Genomic DNA, 18,985 nt, shown 5'->3' on the forward strand with positions numbered 1-18,985 from the left:
ATTAAATGGCTAAGCTTAGCGTTCTCTTAGATGCCTGCGTGGTGTTCCCTATGTACCTGCGTGACACTCTGCTTTCTATTGCAGAAGCTGGTCTGTATATACCATATTGGTCGCAGAAAATTCTTGATGAGGCAACTCACAAGCTTGTGACTAAAGGCATAAAAACGGTAGAGCAAGCACGAGATTTTGAGGCAATAATCAAGGAAGCCTTTCCTGAAGCAATGGTTGAAGTCCCTGTCTGGCTAGTGGACACAATGACAAATGACCCTAAAGACCGTCATGTCCTTGCTGCTGGTGTAACGGCTAAGGTTGATGTAATTGTTACCAATAATCTAAGGGACTTTAAAGCACAAGATTTACCACTTGGGTTGAAAGCAAAATCACCAGATGACTTTCTGAGCGATCTATTCGACGACTACCCAGATGAAATGGTTCAAATAGTTCGGCAACAGTCTAATAAGTACAAAAAACGAAAATTGACTTTTGCGGAACTACTTGATTTTTTGGGAGAAAAAGCGGAAGTAAAGAAATTCGCCAGCAAGGTTTTATTCTATGAGTACAGCCGGGATGTTGTGCAAATTGCCAAAAAAGTCTTGGCGAGTAAGTTTGCAAGGAGAGCGGCAGAGGGTGGTCGGTGCTTAGAAGGCGATAGGTATCGACTCTGGCAGCAAGGAGGAATTTTAACGATTACCGCCAAAGACCACCGAGGCGAAATTCTGCGGGTTCAAGATGGGCAGATTCAGGGCAATTTGACATCTGAGGATATCAAAATTTTCCAAATGTTTGACCAAAGTTTGGAGCAAAATCTAGCAACTCCTACTGGTCAGCAATCTGAGTTAGATGGTTCACCGTTGGAGGCAGAATAAACTGCTGGACTGTTACAGCATCTCGTGGAGTGCGCTTTGTGGTATCCCTACATGAGATGCCAAATGCCTACTTGCGTACTAAACAGGCACCTAACAACAGACAAAAATCTGAAACTTGATAGCTAAATGCTCACTGCTAATGTTACATATAGTAACGTTGAGCAGTGAGAAATCAGCATGAAAGCACAAGTATTCAGAGGCGTCAATCAGCTCAGTTACGAAGAAGTGCCGACGCCGGAAATTGCACCCGATGAAGTACTGGTACAAGTAAAGGTTGTGGGATTGTGTCAGTCTGACATCAAGAAAATTCGCTATCCTCTCTACCAGCCACCGCGCATCTTTGGTCATGAAACTGCTGGGGTGATTACTTCTATCGGAAGTGAAGTGACTGGCTGGCAAATTGGGCAGCGAGTTGTGGTCATGCACCATATTCCTTGTATGCGCTGCGATTATTGCCTTAACGACAACTTCTCGATGTGCGATGTTTACAAAAACATCACTACCACGGCTGGATTTACTCCCAGCGGCGGCGGTTTTGCAGATTATGTGAAAGTGCCCGGTCACATTGTCCGCAGCGGCGGATTGATTCCGATTCCCGATAATGTGAGTTTTGAGCAAGCGAGTTTTGTGGAGCCGACTAACTGCTGTCTAAAAGCAGTTAAAAAAGCCCAGGTTGCTCCCGGTCAAACGGTTTTGATTACGGGTGCTGGTCCAATTGGGCTAATGTTTATCATGCTAGTGAAGTATTTCGGTGCTAGAGCGATCGCAACTGACTTGATTCCTTCTCGGATAGAGAAAGCTTTGAGTGTGGGGGCAGAAGCTGCATTCGATCCCCGCGACCCTGATTTATCAACTAAAATTAAAGCTCTTACCAGCGGCTTGGGAGTGGATACGACTTTGCTTGCAGTTCCCAGTGACAAAGCTTTTTTCCAAGCGCTCGATTGTACTCGCCGGGGCGGTAAAATTTTGTTTTTTGCTGAGTTTCCCGATGAAGTGGAAATCCCGATTAATCCAAATATTCTCTATCGACGAGAAATTGATTTAATGGGTAGCTATAGTTCTTCTTACCGAATACAAAATCTGGCAGCAGATATTGTATTCAACCAGCGAATTGATGTGGAAACATTAATTAGCGATCGCTATCCCTTGCAACATTTAGCCGCTGCGGTGGAACAAGCGATCGCTCCCACCCCCGAAACTTACAAAATTCTCATCTATCCCCAAACAGCCGAGTGATTTTAGTAACAGTCTGTCTTCATTTAACTCTCTTTTAGGGAGTCTTTTTTTAAATATTTTGACATGGCAACCGGATAGATTTATCATCTATCTGATGATATAATTTTTTTTTAAAAATCTTTAAACTATGAACACCTCCTCTCCTACGCGCGGGCAACTAGAAAGAACTCTATCGCAACGCATCCAAGCTTTATACCGGGATCAACTGGGGCATCAACCAAGTCAAATTACCTGTCAAATTTTTGATGAAAAAATCGCCATTATTCTAGAAAATGCCATCACGCCACCAGAGCAACTTTTAGCAAATAGCGGTCAAGAAGAGTTGGCTGAGCAAGTAAGAACAGATTTAGAAAAAGCGCTTGAGCCACAACTGAGAGCGCTAATTGAGGAAGTGGTTGGCGTATCTGTGATTGACCTGCTCAGCGATGCCAAACTAGAAACAGGTCGTACTGGTAAGATTGCTGTCTTAGCAAACGCACCTAAAGTTCGCAATTAATCCCCCATTCTCGGCTAGACATCTAACACAGCATATATTTATATTTATGGTTTGCACTCAGCAGCTTTTTGTCGGTTTTTAGGGTGTATCTGACCCTTGTGCGATCGCGGCATCCCGTCTCTATAACAAGTGACAAACAACAATTGATGACTCAATCTGTAAATCTAGAATTATCAATTTTAAATTGATTGAGATAGCGGTCGATGAGGGCTTCCAACTCATCAATGAGATAAGGCTTGCTAATGTAGTCATTGCAGCCTGCAAACAGAAGACCTTCCCTGTCTTCTGCTCTTGCCAAAGCCGTCACAGCAACGATGGGGATCGTCATCGTTTGAGGGTTCTGTTTGAGGCAACGCACAACTTCTACGCCGTGGATGTCAGGCAGGAGGATATCCAACAATATCAGCTTTGGCTGGTAATGTTGCGCCATAAATAAAGCTGCCCGACCCTCCTTAGTCGTGATGAATGAGCAGTCAAGAGCGAGTAGCACTTCGCTCATAAGCAGCAAGTTGTCTTCATTGTCTTCTACAACCAAAATGAGAGGCGATTCGACATCTGCCTCAGAGGCAGGGTTTGAGAAAGAGTGCAAATTTAGGCTTTGTTCGGGGGAACTCATCAAAATACGAAGCTATCCTCTCCAGAAATGGACAACCGAAGGGTTGCCCAAGTTATACCCATTCACTTAATTGACGCTACACTGGTGATTCCCTCGTTGCCCGTTGTTTTAAGGGGGTTAGGGGATCGGCTGCGGGCAAAGTGAAACGGTATTACGAGGCATTCCCCAAGCGGCATTTTTTGGCACTTGGAATCGATTGGCTCGTAGTTGCCCCACTAGGTTGATATTCCTAAGTTCACCTTTGCAAGAGAACAAAACAAGCTAGTGGTGGTATTGCTTGTCCCCTGATTTTATATAAAGTTAGTTAAAAAATTGCACAATTTAAACATTAACATTCATTGTGCCTTTTAGCACTAGATATCTTTACACTCATGTGATACAAGACACTGAAACACCAAATGTTTGTATACGTTTGGTGTTTCAGTGTAAGTTGCAAAGAGTCATAAATAAATCGAAAACTGCTTCGGATAGTTGAGAGGCTCGAACGCTATTCCCCTAAGCAGACTTGGCATCCACCCTACTATAGGATTTAGCTCCTAAAGACTAACCTTGTCAAGATACTAACTATTAAAATTTTAGGATGTTGGGGATATCTATCTTTGGGAGATGTCCGGGAAATTGTTCGCGCTGTTACAGTCAAATTAAAAAGGTGAGAAAATTTACCTTTCCTGAGAGCGATCGCTATGCAGGACACAATCCAACCCACTCGTGGTGAATTAGAAGGAACCCTATCACAGGAAATTCGGTCTTTTTACCACACTCAGCTAGGGCACCAGCCCAGTCAAGTGACTTGCCAATTTATGGGGGACAAAATTGCGATTATTATCGAAAATTCCATTACTCAACCCGAACAACTTCTGGCACAGAGGGGTCAGCAAAAGCTGGCTGAGCAAGTTCGATCGAATATAAACCACGCCCTACAACTGCAACTGAAACAGCTGATTGAGGAAGTGGTGAAAGTCCCTGTCATCGATCTGATGATCGACTCCACGCTGAAAACCAGTCGTACCAGTACCGTTGCGGTTTTAGCCGCAACCCCTAATACGCGCAATCCATCCTCAATTTCGCCGCAACCAGAGACGGATTCCACCTCAGGTTGCGCCGGATAACAGCTTCTATATCTTCCAGCAAGTAAGGCTTGCTAATGTAATCATTGCAGCCTGCTGTGAGGATACGCTCTCTGTCTTCGGGTCTGGCGAGTGCGGTGACGGCGATAACTGGAATTGTACTCGTCTGGGGATTTTGCCTGAGTTGACGGACAACGTGAAGACCATCTAAGTCAGGTAACATAATATCCAGCAAAATTAGATTTGGCTGTTCAGTTTGTGCCTTCTCAAAAGCAGTATGACCGTCAACCGCAGTGATGATTAAGCAATTTAGCGGCTCTAAAACGTAAGCGAGCAACAGTAAGTTGTCTTCATCATCATCGACTGCCAAAATCACGGGAGAATCAGCAATAAAGCACTGGTTACTGCTGCTCAAAAAATCATCACTGCAACGGTGGGAAAGTTCCAAATCATCCATCCTCTATTTCCAGCTAATTCCTAGACTGGCAGTCACCCTCACCAGAAGAGTAGACGAGGCACTCCTTAAGCGGCTGCAAAGCGCTTGCAATGGACTGGCTCGCGTGTAACCTACTAAGTTGGAGAGCCGATGCTCGATCTGGAGGAAAAGACGAGCCAAGTTAGTAGGAGCCTTTATATCCTTGACATTGTTATTGTACACATTGTTATTGTACATAAAATTTACAAAAGCCTAAAAATTTTGTTAAGAAAATACAATTGTAAGTACGCTTAGCACTTACTAAACTTAGACCGGGGGGCAACCTAGAATAGAAATCTTCGGGAGTAGCAAGATAGCAGACTGGTAGTGGTACTACACCATCCGGAGTTAGCCCGCCATTAACCGAGCCATAAAGAGGCGCTGGATTGCGTCTGGAAACTAACTTTAAGACAGGTGCGATCGCTCAAGCAGATGCGGCTAGTGGTTCGCGTTTGAGACAAGCGCGGGTTGATGAATGGGGTTAATCAGCCGAGTTCACGATTTGAGGGCTACCCCGATCTAATTAGGCATTGGAGGTTGAAGCAATGGGTATAGCCACGATTAACCCAACAACTGGGGAAACGCTTCAAACGTTTGAGGCACTGACAGATACAGAGATTGAAACGAAGCTAGCGCTAGCGCAATCAAGTTTTAAACAGTATCGACAGACGCCAATCCAAAAAAGGGCAGAATGGCTCAATGCCGCTGCTGAGATTTTAGAGAGCGATCGCCAACGCTTGGGCAAAATCATCACCCTAGAAATGGGGAAAACTTTAATTTCAGCGATCGCAGAAGTGGAAAAATGCGCCGCCGTCTGTCGCTTCTACGCCGAACGCGCCGCCGAATTCCTCGCGGATGTGCCAGCACAAACAGATGCCAGTCAAAGCTTTGTGCGCTACCAGCCTTTAGGTGTCATCTTGGCAGTCATGCCTTGGAATTTCCCCTTCTGGCAAGTGTTTCGGTTTGCTGCACCGGCGCTGATGGCGGGAAATGTCGGTTTACTCAAGCACGCCTCCAACGTGCCTCAGTGTGCTTTGGCACTGGAGGAGATTTTCCACAAAGCGGGATTCCCAGAGGGTGTCTTTCAAAGCTTACTGGTGGGGGCAGATAAAGTAGCGGCAATTTTAGCAGACGATCGAGTGAAAGCGGCAACCTTGACGGGAAGCGAACCCGCCGGGATGAGCTTCGCCGCCGCCGCCGGGAAACAAATTAAGAAAACCGTTCTGGAATTGGGGGGAAGCGACCCGTATATTGTCCTAGAAAGTGCCGATTTGGATGCAGCCATTGCGACAGCGGTGAGTGCCAGAATGCTGAATAACGGTCAATCATGCATTGCTGCGAAACGGTTCATTGTCGTGGATGCGATCGCAGACCCATTTGAAAAACGTCTGATCGAGAAATTTGAGGCACTCAAAATCGGCGATCCGATGCATCCGGAAACCGACTTAGGACCACTGGCAACCCCATCTCTTCTCAAAGATTTGGATTGGCAAGTTCAAGAAAGCGTCAAACTGGGAGCAAAAGTTCTCACGGGTGGACAGCCATTATCTGACCGGACTGGTAACTTTTATCTGCCCACAATTTTGACAGATATCCCAGCGGGTAGTCCAGCAGAAGCGGAGGAATTTTTTGGTCCCGTGGCGCTGCTATTCCGGGTGCCAGATATCAACGCCGCGATCGCGCTTGCCAATGCCACGCCCTTTGGACTAGGTGCTAGTGCTTGGACTCAAGTAGATCAAGAACGCGATCGCTTGATTGACGAACTCGAAGCCGGTGCCGTGTTTATTAACGGCATGGTTAAATCCGATCCGCGACTCCCCTTTGGCGGCATCAAGCGTTCCGGATATGGACGCGAGTTAAGCAAAGAGGGAATTCACGAGTTTGTCAACATCAAAACCGTGTGGGTGAAATAAGCGGCGGTGCATTCAAAGATGAATGAAGTTCCATACCACTTGCGGGATGGGGATGAACTCAGTACGGGCGTACAGCTAGCTGTGCTACCGTACAGGGCATCAGCCCCCTACACCAAAAACGAACCACTACAGATGCCAAGAGCATACAGAGGGGAAGAGGAAAAATGAATACCGCTGAACTATTAGTTAAATGTCTAGAAAATGAAGGAGTCGAATACATTTTTGGGCTTCCTGGCGAAGAAAATCTAGACATATTGGAAGCCCTAAAAACCTCTTCAATTAAATTTATTACCACCCGCCACGAACAAGGTGCTGCCTTCATGGCGGATCTCTACGGACGCCTTACCGGAAAAGCTGGAGTATGCCTCTCCACGCTGGGGCCAGGTGCCACCAACTTGATGACCGGCGTTGCCGATGCTAACCTTGATGGTGCGCCGCTGGTGGCAATTACCGGACAGGTAGGTACAGACCGGATGCACATCGAATCCCACCAATACCTAGATTTGGTGGCGATGTTTGAGCCAGTCACCAAATGGAATACTCAGATTGTTCGTCCCAGCAACACACCGGAAATTGTCCGCAAAGCGTTTAAAATTGCTCAGAGCGAAAAACCAGGGGCAGTTCACATCGATTTGCCGGAAAACATTGCCGAAATGACAGCCGCTGGCAAGCCCCTGCACAAGAATGATGGGGAAAAAACTTTTGCTGCCTTCCACAGCCTTGAACAGGCAGCTAAAGCCATTTCCCAAGCGCAAAATCCCCTGATCATGGTGGGAAATGGGGCGATTCGTGCAGACGCTAGCGTTGCAGTAACTGAATTTGCCACGAAGCTAAATATTCCAGTGGCGAATACGTTCATGGGCAAAGGAGTCATTCCCTACACCCATCCCCTCGCCTTGTGGTCGGTAGGATTGCAACAGCGAGACCACATCAGCTGTGCTTTTGACCAAACGGATCTGGTGATTGCAATTGGTTATGACTTGATTGAATATTCCCCCAAAAAGTGGAATCCCCTCGGTGAGATTCCGATTATCCACATTGGGGATACGTCAGCAGAAATTGATAGCAGCTATATTCCCGTAGTAGAAGTTGTGGGGGATATTTCTGACTCGCTACGGGAAATCTTAGACCGAGCTGACCGGCAAGGCAAACCCGATCCTTATGCCTTGCAATTACGGGCAGATATCCGGGCGGATTATGAAGAGTATGCCAATGATGATGGGTTTCCGATTAAGCCGCAGAAAATAATTTATGACTTGCGGCAAGTTATGGGGCCAGAAGATATTGTGATTTCAGATGTGGGGGCGCACAAAATGTGGATCGCGCGTCACTATCACTGCGATCGCCCAAATACCTGCATCATCTCTAATGGCTTTGCGGCAATGGGTATCGCTATTCCAGGTGCCTTAGCCGCCAAGTTAGTTTATCCCCAAAGAAAAGTCATCGCCGTGACTGGCGATGGCGGCTTTATGATGAATTGTCAGGAATTAGAAACTGCGCTTCGCGTCGGCACTGCCTTTGTCACCTTAATCTTTAATGATGGGGGCTATGGCTTGATTGAGTGGAAGCAACACAATCACTTTGGCGAATCTGCGTTTGTCCATTTTAGCAATCCCGATTTTGTCAAATTTGCAGAAAGCATGGGACTTAAAGGCTACCGGGTTGAATCCGCCGTGGATCTGATTCCGACCTTGAAAACTGCCCTGGAACAGGAAGTTCCCTCGGTGATTGATTGTGCAGTAGATTACCGCGAAAACTTCCGCCTCACGCAAAAGGCTGGCGATTTGAGTTGCAAGATTTGGCAATAGTCATGAGTCATGAGTGATTAGTCATTAGTCATCAGTCGGTTGTCAATGACCGATGACTAATGAACAATGACCAATGACCAATCATGAATAACCCATGAAGATTGCTACTTGGAACGTCAATTCGATTCGCACTCGCTTAGAGCAGGTGGTGCAGTGGTTGCAGGATAATCCTGTAGATGTCCTGTGTCTGCAAGAAACTAAAGTGGTAGATAAGGATTTTCCGCGATCGCCCTTTGAGGCACTAGGGCTTCACCTCTACATTTCTGGTCAAAAATCTTATAACGGTGTTGCCATTTTCAGCCGTTCGCCCCTTGAGGATGTCAGCACCGGATTTACCCCAATTTTGGGTAGAGAGGATTTTGACGAACAGAAGCGGGTAATTACTGGCATTATCGAGGGTGTCCGCATCATTAATCTCTACGTGCCCAATGGCTCAGCCGTCGGTAGCGAGAAATACGCATACAAACTGCTTTGGCTTAAAGCCCTGCGCGAGTATCTGCAAGCACTGCTAGAAAAACAGCCCAGTTCCCTCTGTGTCTGCGGCGATTTCAATATTGCTCCCGAAGACCGAGATATTCACGATCCACTAAGTTATAAAGGTCGGATTATGGCATCCGATCTAGAGCGTCAAGCCTTGAGCAGCGTTTTAGAGTTGGGTTTGGCAGATGCCTTTAGAAAATTCACAATAGAAACAGGACACTTCAGCTGGTGGGACTATCGAACCGGAGCGTTTCGACGCAACTGGGGTTGGCGGATTGACCATCACTACTTGACGCCAGACCTTTACGAACGTTCATCCAGCTGCACCATCGATCGCTCCCCTAGAAAATTGCCCAAACCCAGCGACCATACCCCCGTGATTGTAGAATTTTAGATTTTCCAGCATCAATCCAACACCCAAAATTGATTAGGAACTTAAGATCATGTTTTTAGTAACTGGAGCCACAGGAGGACTCGGACGCCGAATTGTGCGGCTGATGCGGGAGAGGGAAATGCTGGTGCGAGCATTTGTCCGCCTGACATCCCGTTACAGCGAGCTGGAACACCGAGGAGCGGAAATCTTTATTGGTGATTTGCAGCGCGATAAAGATATCGAAAAAGCTTGCCAAGGCGTTCAGTACATTATCAGCGCTCACGGGGGTGAGGGCGATGCCCAAGCGTTAGGCTACCGAGCCAATATTGAACTGATTGACCGGGCAAAAGAAGTTGGCGTCCAGCACTTTGTTTTCATTTCGGTACTGGGAGCAGATCGCGGGTACGAAGACGCACCATCCTTTAAGGCGAAGCGGGAAGTAGAAAAGTATCTGCAAGCCAGCGGACTCAATTACACTATCCTGCGCCCTTCAGGTTTTGCCTCCAACCTTTTACCCCTAGCAGAACGGTTTCGAGATACTGGGATTTATCTGCTCATCGGCGATCCCAAAAGTCGGACTTCGATTGTGAGTACCGATGACTTAGCGAGGATTGCCGTAGACTCCGTAAATGTTGAAGGTGCCCGGAATCAAATTTTACCTGTGGGAGGTCCAGATATCCTCCAGCGCCAAGATATTCCTCGTATTTTCAGTCGCATCTTCAACCAGGAACCGATCGTGATTAACCCACCGCTATTGGTGTTTGATGGGGTACGCGGGGCGCTGGGATTGTTGAATCCTCAAGCGTCTAAAGCCTTGGGTACTCTCCGCACGTTACTGGACAATGAATTTTTCTGCACATCCCAGGAAGTTGAGCATTTAGAGTCGATTTTTGGGATGAAGATGGAATCCCTAGAAGCTTTTTTGCGCCGTTACCTGGGTACTTGATTTTGTACCGCCAGACGCAGCTGTTACCGTGCTTCAGATTTGTCTGATGATTTTAAGGAATCATAAAGGCAACTGCTTGAGAATCTGACTGAGCAACGGTTTGGGGTTGACCATTTAGCTGATAGTGAATGCGAGCGATCGCTTTCTCACCCCGCCGATAAATTTTCGATTTGCATTTGAGGCGATACTCTAATACTTGGCTTTCTCCTGGTAGCACTACTTTCGCGGGACGTTCCAATTCTTGGGGAGTTGCACTCATGAGAACTTGCTCGGAATTCGCTGGCACAATTTCTATCTGGCTAATTTCAATCAACTGATTTTTTTTAGATGTATTGGTAAAAGCCAGGGAAATATCAGCATAGCTAATTGCTGTCCCCGCTAAAATTTCGTAGGGAAGTAACTTGATTGTCATCGTCATATTCGCTCTTTGAGAATTGATCCCAATTTGCTTTCCCCTGTTTAAGCTTTGTTGAGGGGAAGAGAGTAGGTTGGTTTGAGCGATCGCGAAACCCAACTCAAAAGGATTTTTGGGTTTCGTTACCTCAACCCAATCTACTATGTCTGATTTTGCGATCTCAGGAAGTAACTGGGGATGAGTTCCTAGCGTTATGCAAGTCACGCAGGTTATAAAATCCATAAAAGACTTCCTCCCAGGATTTTGGAACATAGCAAATTTGACTCAAAAGCTCCTCAGAGGTTTCTAACTCTTAAAGGGAATGGCACTTAAGTTTTGCCCTGCGCTCAAGTCTGAACTAAAGCACCCTTCGGGAACGCTAGCGCGAACGGGCTGAAAGTTCAAGTTTGTTAAAATTGACATCTTGCCCCAGTCGCATTACCCGCAAGGGGTTTAAACCCAACGGCTAACAGAATCAAGTCTTATAAGAGAAGACTGAGTAGAGCAGGACTTACGCAACAGCACCACATTTGGGGGCAACCACAGGGGGATTGCCCCTACAAAATGCTATATGTATAAGCTTTGCGTAATTCCTGTAGAGTAAGCATTTCAGTCCATTTCAATGGACTTGAGCTATGAGCCTTGAACTTAAGTTCAAGGCGGAATTTGGGCAAACTTGAGAATGGTGCAATATCTGAGTTAAAACAAACTAAAAGGATTGCTGTATATGCTCGGCTAAGCTCGAAGATGCTAAGTGAGCGCCACAGCCACAGCGTAAAGGAAAAGATGAATTAATCAGCGAAGCATTAGCATTTAATGAGTTTGAAGCAGTATTGAATCCAGGTAGAGTGTAAGATTCAGCTCCCCCATAGTTCACATTCCACCCAATATCTTTTAAAGAAGCAATTGTTAATTGACTCAATAACTCAGAGTTTTTTTCAGCAATAGGTGACATTAATTCATTGTCAAAGACATCTTCATCCCAATGACCAAACAGACTTTTTTCAACGGGAACAGCAGTTTGTAAAAATGTACCTTTTAATTCTCCATAAGCCCAACCTGCATAGGTGTTAGCACTATACGTCGCCTCGGAAAAATTAATTAGATCGCGTCCAAAACCTGACCAAAGCGTTCCAATTCCTAGAACGTGACCAAACTCATGCACCATCGTTTCTTGTAAGAAAGTTGGATTGTTGTTGTATGTATTTGCCAAGCTCGTGTTAATCGTTGAAGCTCCTGATATCGTCATTTGATTACCAGAAGCATCAAGGGCTAAAGTTTTTGGTCCCGCAAAAGCCAGAAATTCATCTTCCCCAAAAGTATCCCCCGTAACATCAATTGTGAGAATTTGGGAATTACTAAAGGTGCTGTAGGGAATAATTTTTTCCCAAACTTTCGCAGCTTCTGTAATGGCATTGAGAGCCTCTGTATTCAAACTACCCAAGCCTTGACCAAAATTGACTTTGATTGAAAAACTGAGAGGATCGCTGGTAGCAGTAGTGAAAGTAGTCGCCACAGAATAGTTAGCGGTTTGGTTGTTGTAGCTCATTACTTGCAAAAAGTAATTGCCAGCACTGAGGAAACGACGTATTGATTCGTTGCCAGTCCCGCGCTCCCATTGCCAACCTAAAACTTCGCTTTGATCGATGACGCCGTTGTTGTTGCTGTCTTGAATTAGTCGGACATCGGCATCACCACTCAATGCAGATAAATTAGCGGTAAAGATACCAGATTGAGCAACATTAAAGCTGTAAAAGTCATCGCGATCGCTTGCGTTAACTTGTTGATTGCGCGAGAAAACTTCTGAAGTTTGAGCTTCAGCAGTTCCCAAAGTATTACCGGGATCTAAAGGGTCTGGAATGCTCGCAATTTTAGTCGTCAGGGTGTAGCCGCCAGTCCCACCCTTTTCAAAAGTTGTAGCTTGCAGAATATAATCAATGCCCTCAGCTACCGTGAAAGTTAGCTGGGAGTTTGTACCGCTGAAATCATTATTTTCTGCAACAACTGCTCCGGTTCCAGCATTCACCACTTGCAGGTAAGCATTAAAGCTAGGCGAATCAAGGTTTACCTGCACCTGCTGACCGGCAACTAAATTGCTTAACACATAGCCATCGTAAAAACTGCCCTCACGAATGGGGTTGCTTGCGTCGCTACTCGCGATCGCGCCGCTGAAGCTTTGGTTTCCACTGATGGGAGACGCTGGTTTTAGGACTCCCAAATTGCTACTGAGGGTATAGTTGCCAGTAGCATCCGGCTCATAAGTCGTGGCTCGAACAATGTAATCAATGCCCTGAGCGGCTGTAAAAGTCAGTTGAGAGTTCAGACCCTCAAAATCATCGTTGAAGGCAACAACCGCTCCCGTGGAGGCATTCACTACTTGCAAGTAGGCGTCAAATTCTGTGGAGTCTAGTTTCACCTCCACCTGCTCTGCGGCGCTAATCCCAGTCAACAGATAGTCATCCCGGAGGCTGCCTCCACGGATGGGGTTTTTCAGGTCGGTGCTGTCAATTGTACCGCCGATCTCACTGACGGTAGAAGCCGCAGCGATCGCGCTACTTTTAAATAGACTTCTTTGCTGTAGCGGATCGCTCAGCCCTCTAAATCCTGACCAGATTCCGGCTATTTTTGAATCGAATTCTAGCGGTGCAGAATTGGGGAAATCTGCACTTAAAAGCTGGCGCTCATTTGAGAATTTAAATCCATTTAACATTAGCTTGTCCCACAATATGAATCATCAAGTACGCCGACAAAGCTGAAGCTCCAAGGCAGATGTGACAACCCTATATTTTAGTACCGAAATTATATGCGATCGCCCCTAACTTCAACACCTGCTCAAGCTCGTCAAACAAGACAGCAACTAGCGAATCCAGAAGATTCCCTCTCCTACGAATTAGGTAAAGCAGTGCAAGAACTGCCACCACTGTACACGCGATTATTGGCAGCAAGCATCAGCTTACTGGTATTTGGAGCGATCGCATGGGCATACGGGAGCCAGGTCGATGAAGTAGCGGTGGCGAATGGCGAACTGATTGCCTCAACCCAAGTGCGACCCGTGCGATCGCTAGGAGGAGGCGTCATCAAAGCCGTAAAAGTCAAAGAAGGCGATCGCGTTAAAAAAGGCGATATCCTCATCGAACGCGACCCCGACCTGCCACAAGCCGAAGTTGACCGTCTCGCCAAATCTACCCAGCTAATTCGGGAAGATTTAGGACGTCTCGAAGCTGAACGCACTGGCTCTACAACGAAGGGAACCTCTTTGCAAGACCAGCTTTTAACCGCGCGTCTACAAGATTTTTCAGCCAAAAGAGCGGCGGCGATCGCCGAAGCAAATCGCCAAATTGCAGTCATCAATGAAGCCAAAGTTCGCCTCACCCGTCTGCAAGAAAACCTCGCCAACGCCAAAATTAACAAAGCCAACGCCGAAACCAACCTCGCCAATAGCAAAAGCCTTCTCAAGGAAGCCAACAACAGCCTCGCCTTAGCTGAAACCAGACAAAAGGCGCTCACCACTCTCCTAATTCCCGGTGCTGTCCCTCGACTCGATTACGTGGACGCACAAGAGAGAGTCGTCAGAGCGCAAGCCGAAGTCACCACAGCACAAGATAATATTACGAATGTTCAAAATAAAGTTACGGAAGTTCACGACAAAATCACCTCCCTAGAAAAAGATATCGCTGCTCAAGCGCAAGCGATTCGCCAAGCTGAACAAGCGTATCAATCGGCTCGCAATCAGGCAGAGCGTTTGAAGTCCGAGCGTCAGAGTGATATTCTCACTGAGTTGAATAAGCGCCAAGAAGAACTGACAACCGTTGCCGGTCAGTTGGAGTCGGCGAAAAAGCAGCGACAAGTAGAAACCATCACCGCTCCGGTTACGGGGACAGTCTACAGTATTAAAGCAACCAAAGGGCCAGTACAGGCGGGAGAGGAGTTGTTATCGATACTTCCCGAATCCGAAGAATTGTTGGTAGAAGTCAAAGTCCTCAACCGCGATATTGGCTTTATCCGTAAGGGAATGAAGGCAAAAGTCAAAATGGCTACTTTCCCGTTTCAGGAATTTGGCACGGTTGAGGGTGAGGTGGTGCAAGTGAGTCCGAATGCGATCGCTGACCAAGACTTAGGCTTAGTTTTCCCTACCCGAATTAAACTTAAAAAACATTCAATTCAGGTGCAAAATCAAGAAGTTACATTTACTCCAGGTATAGCGGCAACTGGAGAAATTATTACCCGCAGGAAATCAGTTCTCACTTTCTTAATTGAACCCGTTACTCGCCGCTTTGGCGAGGCATTTTCGGTGAGGTCTTAGCTCGGCTGTATCCATTTGCACCAACAAAAGGCAGTGATTAATAAAAAGTTGGCATTAAGAGCTAAAAAAATATATCGTCAAGAGAGCAACTCTAGAACTTCTTGCTGCTGTAGTGACGCCGCTTTGCCCGAACTAACCGAAATGGTAAAAGTTCTCCAGTCTTAACGGGAATTTTTAACCAATAATCTGCTTGGCGCTGCTTGAATGGATAAAGTTGAGCTTAAATGTAGTAGATTTTTGAGATAATCTTATGACTTCTGCTGTTCCCAAGTCAGACTTAGGCTTAAGTTTACCCGACCACACCCAGCTGCCAGACTCTGATGGCACATTTGTGAAAAATTTCCAAGAACACCCTCAAAGTATTCTGCTGACTGACTCTCTGTTGCCCGTTTTGCAGCAACTTCATTCGGATGGACAATACTGCATTGGACAAGATGCCGGGATTTACTGGCGGCTTGCCGAACCACCAGAGCGAGGTGCGGAAGCACCAGATTGGTTTTATGTACCCAATGTTCCGCCAACGCTCAATGGTGAACTTCGGCGTTCTTATGTCTTGTGGCAAGAGTTCATTCCTCCGTCGATTGTATTAGAATTTGTTTCTGCCGATGGAACGGAAGAACGAGACACTACACCGATAACTGGCAAATTTTGGGTTTATGAAACGGTAATTCGTCCGGCATTTTACGGCATTTATGAAGTGAAAAAAGCCAGTGTTGAGGTGTATCATTTGATAGAAAATCGCTATGAACTCCTCAGTGCTAACGAGCGGGGACACTATCCAATTTCACTGCTAGGAGTAGAGTTGGGAATTTGGCAGGGTGAATATCAAAATGCTACGCTGCCTTGGTTGCGCTGGTGGGATCGAGAAGGAAATCTTTTGTTGACGGGTTACGAACGCGCCGAGCAAGAAAGCCAACGCGCCGAGCAAGAGCGCCAACGCGCCGAGCAAGAAAGCCAACGCGCCGAGCGATTAGCAGCACAGTTACGGGCGCTAGGAGTTGAACCGGAAGCCTAAAAAGGGACGGAGATACCTATCACAAAAGCCGTGAACACCGATCCCAGGAGTGTAGCCAGTCTACCTACAATGACTCATAGGGACAGCCATAAAAGAGATGAACTGCTAATTTCTGTATGTTATGGGTGTCTCTAGGGTTCATTAATTGAGTAACTCCTCATGCAACCAACTAACCCCAACCAATTTACAGAAAAAGCCTGGGAAGCCATCACTCGCACCCCAGATATTGTTAAATCTGCCCAGCAGCAACAAATTGAAAGCGAACACTTGATGAAATCACTGCTGGAGCAAGAAGGACTCGTCAGCAGTATTCTTAACAAAGCGGGTGTGAATGTGCCGCGAGTCAGAGAACGCACGGAAGATTTCATCAAGCGTCAGCCAAAAACTTCCGGTAGTAGCACCTCAGTTTATGTCGGACGCAGTTTGGATTCTCTGCTGGATCGGGCTGAAGCGTTTCGCAAAGAGTATGGAGACGACTTCATCTCCATCGAACACATGATGCTGGCTTATCCCAAAGATGAGCGCTTTGGGAAAGCGTTATTCCAAGAATTTAGACTGGATGAAGCCAAACTTAAAGATATCATCGCCCAAATTCGTGGGAGCCAAAAAGTGACTGACCAAAATCCAGAAGGCAAGTACGAATCGTTAGAAAAATACGGGCGCGACTTGACAGAATTCGCCCGTCAAGGGAAGTTAGATCCGGTAATTGGGCGCGATGATGAGATTCGCCGCACGATTCAGATTCTTTCGCGTCGCACCAAGAATAACCCCGTCCTGATTGGGGAACCGGGGGTGGGTAAAACGGCGATCGCTGAAGGTTTGGCACAGCGAATTGTCAGTGGGGATGTGCCGGAGTCGTTGCGCGATCGCAAACTCATCGCCTTAGATATGGGTGCGCTAATTGCTGGTGCCAAATATCGGGGTGAATTTGAAGAACGCTTGAAAGCTGTTCTCAAGGAAGTCACCGATTCTCAGGGCAGCATTATCATGTTCATTGATGAGATCCACACCGTTGTTGGTGCGGGTGCGACTCAAGGCGCGATGGATGCGGGTAACTTGCTCAAACCGATGTTGGCGCGGGGTGAATTGCGCTGTATCGGTGCGACAACCCTGGATGAATATCGCAAATACATCGAAAAAGATGCCGCGCTAGAACGTCGTTTCCAACAAGTTTATATCGATCAACCCAGCGTAGAAGATACGATTTCGATTCTGCGGGGATTGAAAGATCGCTACGAAACGCACCATAACGTGAAAATTTCTGACAGTGCGTTAGTGGCGGCAGCGACGCTATCTACTCGATATATTAGCGATCGCTTCCTCCCAGATAAAGCGATTGATTTAGTAGATGAAGCGGCGGCACGATTGAAGATGGAAAGTACCTCCAAACCAGAGGAACTCGACGAAATCGACCGCAAGATCCTCCAGTTGGAAATGGAACGGCTATCGCTGCAAAAAGAAAGCGATCCTGCTTCTAGAGAACGGTTACAAAGACTAGAAAAAGAACTTGCCGATCTCAAAGAAGAACAACGGACGCTCAATGCACAGTGGCAAGCTGAAAAAGATGTTCTCGAACGCCGCAAAACCCTGAAAGAAGAAATCGACCGGGTGAATGTGGAAATTCAACAAGCGGAACGAGAATACGATCTTAACCGAGCTGCTGAGCTAAAATTTGGCACGTTGACCGCGTTGCAACATCAGCTAGAACAGACAGAAGCCCAACTCGTTCAAACTCAAAAAAGTGGTAAGTCGCTTTTACGGGAAGAAGTCACCGAATCCGATATCGCTGAAATCATTTCCAAGTGGACTGGTATCCCCATCAGCAAACTCGTTGAATCGGAGAAAGAAAAACTTCTGCAATTGGAAGATGAACTGCACAAGCGCGTGATTGGGCAAGACGAAGCGGTGACAGCAGTTGCCGATGCCATCCAGCGGGCGCGTGCTGGTTTAGCCGATCCGAATCGCCCGACGGCTAGTTTTATTTTCCTCGGTCCCACGGGCGTCGGTAAGACAGAATTGGCAAAAGCCTTGGCGGCTTACCTGTTCGATACAGAAAACTCCTTGGTACGGATCGATATGTCCGAGTATATGGAGAAGCACAGCGTCTCTCGCTTGATTGGTGCGCCTCCCGGCTATGTCGGTTATGACGAAGGCGGACAGCTGACGGAATCCATCCGGCGTCGTCCCTACGCGGTGTTGCTGTTCGACGAAATCGAAAAAGCACACCCGGATGTGTTCAACATTATGCTGCAAATTCTTGATGATGGTCGCGTTACCGATTCTCACGGTCACACCGTAGACTTCAAGAACACGATCATTATCATGACTAGCAATATCGGATCGCAGTACATCCTAGATATTGCCAGCGATGAATCCCGCTACGAAGAAATGCGGAGTCGGGTGATGGATGCGATGCGGACGAGTTTCCGTCCGGAGTTCCTGAACCGGATCGACGAGATTATTATCTTCCACGGCTTGAACAAGCAGGAATTGCGGCAGATTGTCCAGTTGCAAGTCAAGCGACTCGAATCACGGTTGAGCGATCGCAAGATGTCTCTCAAACTTTCCGATGCTTCCCTTTACTTTTTAGCAGAAGTAGGATACGACCCCGTTTATGGAGCGCGTCCCTTGAAGCGTGCTATTCAGCGGGAATTGGAAACGCAAATCGCTAAAGGGATATTGCGAGGCGAATTCAACGACGGCGACACCATCTTTGTCGATGTGGAAAATGAGCGCCTTGCCTTCAAGCGCTTGCCAGTTGAGTTGCTAACCGCTCAATCTACCTAATTCCTCACCTCTGGGCAAATAAGTTTTAAGATTCCCCAGCTAAATCCTGAATTTAGCTGGGGAATCTTGTTTTTTTATTAAGGTTAACTGCTTGCTGCATTTAAAATAGGCAGAATCTATCCAAGGACAGATGAGCGGGTAGCTCTCGCAATTGCCGAAATTTTCTGGTTGTGAGGGTAAGAGATTTTGCTCACTCAACAATATCAATAG

16 protein-coding genes are annotated in these 18,985 nt (G+C 46.7%); 12 read left to right on the plus strand and 4 right to left on the minus strand.

Annotation, left to right across the window (positions count from 1 at the left end; all coding sequences use genetic code 11):
• The first annotated feature begins 5 nt into the window (after positions 1–5).
• The 3 genes from ACFW2W_RS25305 to ACFW2W_RS25315 all read left to right on the plus strand — a co-directional run bounded on the left by ACFW2W_RS25305 (position 6) and on the right by ACFW2W_RS25315 (position 2,598).
• On the plus strand, positions 6–866 hold the full coding sequence (locus tag ACFW2W_RS25305) for a PIN domain-containing protein (protein WP_378184531.1): 861 nt from the start codon (positions 6–8) through the stop codon (positions 864–866).
• Positions 867–1,043: 177 nt separating this feature from the next.
• Positions 1,044–2,102, plus strand: coding sequence for a zinc-dependent dehydrogenase (locus ACFW2W_RS25310; protein WP_378184532.1), 1,059 nt, complete (start codon positions 1,044–1,046; stop codon positions 2,100–2,102).
• A gap of 127 nt (positions 2,103–2,229) precedes the next feature.
• A complete protein-coding gene (locus ACFW2W_RS25315) occupies positions 2,230–2,598 on the plus strand; it encodes a DUF2294 domain-containing protein (protein WP_378184533.1) in 369 nt (122 codons plus the stop codon).
• 151 nt (positions 2,599–2,749) lie between these two features.
• On the opposite strand, the gene ACFW2W_RS25320 is transcribed toward ACFW2W_RS25315, so the two are convergent.
• On the minus strand, positions 2,750–3,214 hold the full coding sequence (locus ACFW2W_RS25320; protein WP_378184534.1) for a response regulator: 465 nt from the start codon (positions 3,212–3,214) through the stop codon (positions 2,750–2,752).
• 683 nt (positions 3,215–3,897) lie between these two features.
• On the opposite strand from ACFW2W_RS25320, the gene ACFW2W_RS25325 reads away from it, so the two are divergent.
• The gene (locus tag ACFW2W_RS25325; RefSeq protein WP_378184535.1) at positions 3,898–4,323 is read left to right on the plus strand and encodes a DUF2294 domain-containing protein; all 426 of its coding nucleotides are present in this window, start codon (positions 3,898–3,900) and stop codon (positions 4,321–4,323) included.
• On the opposite strand, the gene ACFW2W_RS25330 is transcribed toward ACFW2W_RS25325, so the two are convergent.
• Complete coding sequence (locus ACFW2W_RS25330) at positions 4,253–4,738, minus strand: response regulator (RefSeq protein WP_378184536.1); 486 nt, start codon at positions 4,736–4,738, stop codon at positions 4,253–4,255. The genes ACFW2W_RS25325 and ACFW2W_RS25330 overlap by 71 nt on opposite strands.
• 563 nt (positions 4,739–5,301) lie before the next feature.
• Between ACFW2W_RS25330 and ACFW2W_RS25335 the strand changes: the two genes are divergently transcribed.
• The 5 genes from ACFW2W_RS25335 (at position 5,302) to ACFW2W_RS25355 (ending at position 10,276) form a co-directional block, all read left to right on the plus strand.
• Positions 5,302–6,669, plus strand: a complete 1,368-nt coding sequence (locus ACFW2W_RS25335) for an NAD-dependent succinate-semialdehyde dehydrogenase (protein WP_378184537.1) — start codon at positions 5,302–5,304, stop codon at positions 6,667–6,669.
• An 18-nt stretch (positions 6,670–6,687) separates the two neighbouring features.
• Positions 6,688–6,837, plus strand: coding sequence for a hypothetical protein (locus tag ACFW2W_RS25340; RefSeq protein ID WP_378184538.1), 150 nt, complete (start codon positions 6,688–6,690; stop codon positions 6,835–6,837).
• Entirely contained in the window at positions 6,834–8,477 is a 1,644-nt protein-coding gene (locus ACFW2W_RS25345; RefSeq protein ID WP_378184540.1) for an acetolactate synthase large subunit, read from the plus strand. The genes ACFW2W_RS25340 and ACFW2W_RS25345 overlap by 4 nt, the downstream gene beginning before the upstream one ends.
• Positions 8,478–8,571: 94 nt before the next feature.
• The gene (gene xth, locus ACFW2W_RS25350; RefSeq protein ID WP_378184541.1) at positions 8,572–9,351 is read left to right on the plus strand and encodes an exodeoxyribonuclease III; all 780 of its coding nucleotides are present in this window, start codon (positions 8,572–8,574) and stop codon (positions 9,349–9,351) included.
• 49 nt (positions 9,352–9,400) lie between these two features.
• Positions 9,401–10,276 carry an SDR family oxidoreductase gene (locus tag ACFW2W_RS25355; protein WP_378184542.1) on the plus strand — a complete coding sequence of 292 codons (876 nt, stop codon included), beginning with the start codon at positions 9,401–9,403 and terminating at the stop codon, positions 10,274–10,276.
• A gap of 52 nt (positions 10,277–10,328) precedes the next feature.
• Here the strand turns inward: ACFW2W_RS25355 and ACFW2W_RS25360 are convergent, their stop codons facing one another.
• Positions 10,329–10,913, minus strand: coding sequence for a hypothetical protein (locus ACFW2W_RS25360; protein ID WP_378184544.1), 585 nt, complete (start codon positions 10,911–10,913; stop codon positions 10,329–10,331).
• 466 nt (positions 10,914–11,379) lie between these two features.
• Positions 11,380–13,380 carry a hypothetical protein gene (locus ACFW2W_RS25365; RefSeq protein ID WP_378184545.1) on the minus strand — a complete coding sequence of 667 codons (2,001 nt, stop codon included), beginning with the start codon at positions 13,378–13,380 and terminating at the stop codon, positions 11,380–11,382.
• A gap of 93 nt (positions 13,381–13,473) precedes the next feature.
• Between ACFW2W_RS25365 and ACFW2W_RS25370 the strand changes: the two genes are divergently transcribed.
• The 3 genes from ACFW2W_RS25370 to clpB all read left to right on the plus strand — a co-directional run bounded on the left by ACFW2W_RS25370 (position 13,474) and on the right by clpB (position 18,775).
• Positions 13,474–14,973 carry an HlyD family efflux transporter periplasmic adaptor subunit gene (locus ACFW2W_RS25370; RefSeq protein ID WP_378184546.1) on the plus strand — a complete coding sequence of 500 codons (1,500 nt, stop codon included), beginning with the start codon at positions 13,474–13,476 and terminating at the stop codon, positions 14,971–14,973.
• A 250-nt stretch (positions 14,974–15,223) separates the two neighbouring features.
• Positions 15,224–15,988 (plus strand): Uma2 family endonuclease, encoded by a 765-nt coding sequence (locus tag ACFW2W_RS25375; protein WP_378184547.1) that lies wholly within the window; start codon positions 15,224–15,226, stop codon positions 15,986–15,988.
• A 159-nt stretch (positions 15,989–16,147) separates the two neighbouring features.
• Positions 16,148–18,775, plus strand: coding sequence for an ATP-dependent chaperone ClpB (gene clpB / locus ACFW2W_RS25380; RefSeq protein WP_378184548.1), 2,628 nt, complete (start codon positions 16,148–16,150; stop codon positions 18,773–18,775).
• Positions 18,776–18,985 lie beyond the last annotated feature (210 nt).

It is taken from the genome of Coleofasciculus sp. H7-2 (assembly GCF_042747725.1).
GTDB lineage: Bacteria > Cyanobacteriota > Cyanobacteriia > Cyanobacteriales > FACHB-T130 > FACHB-T130.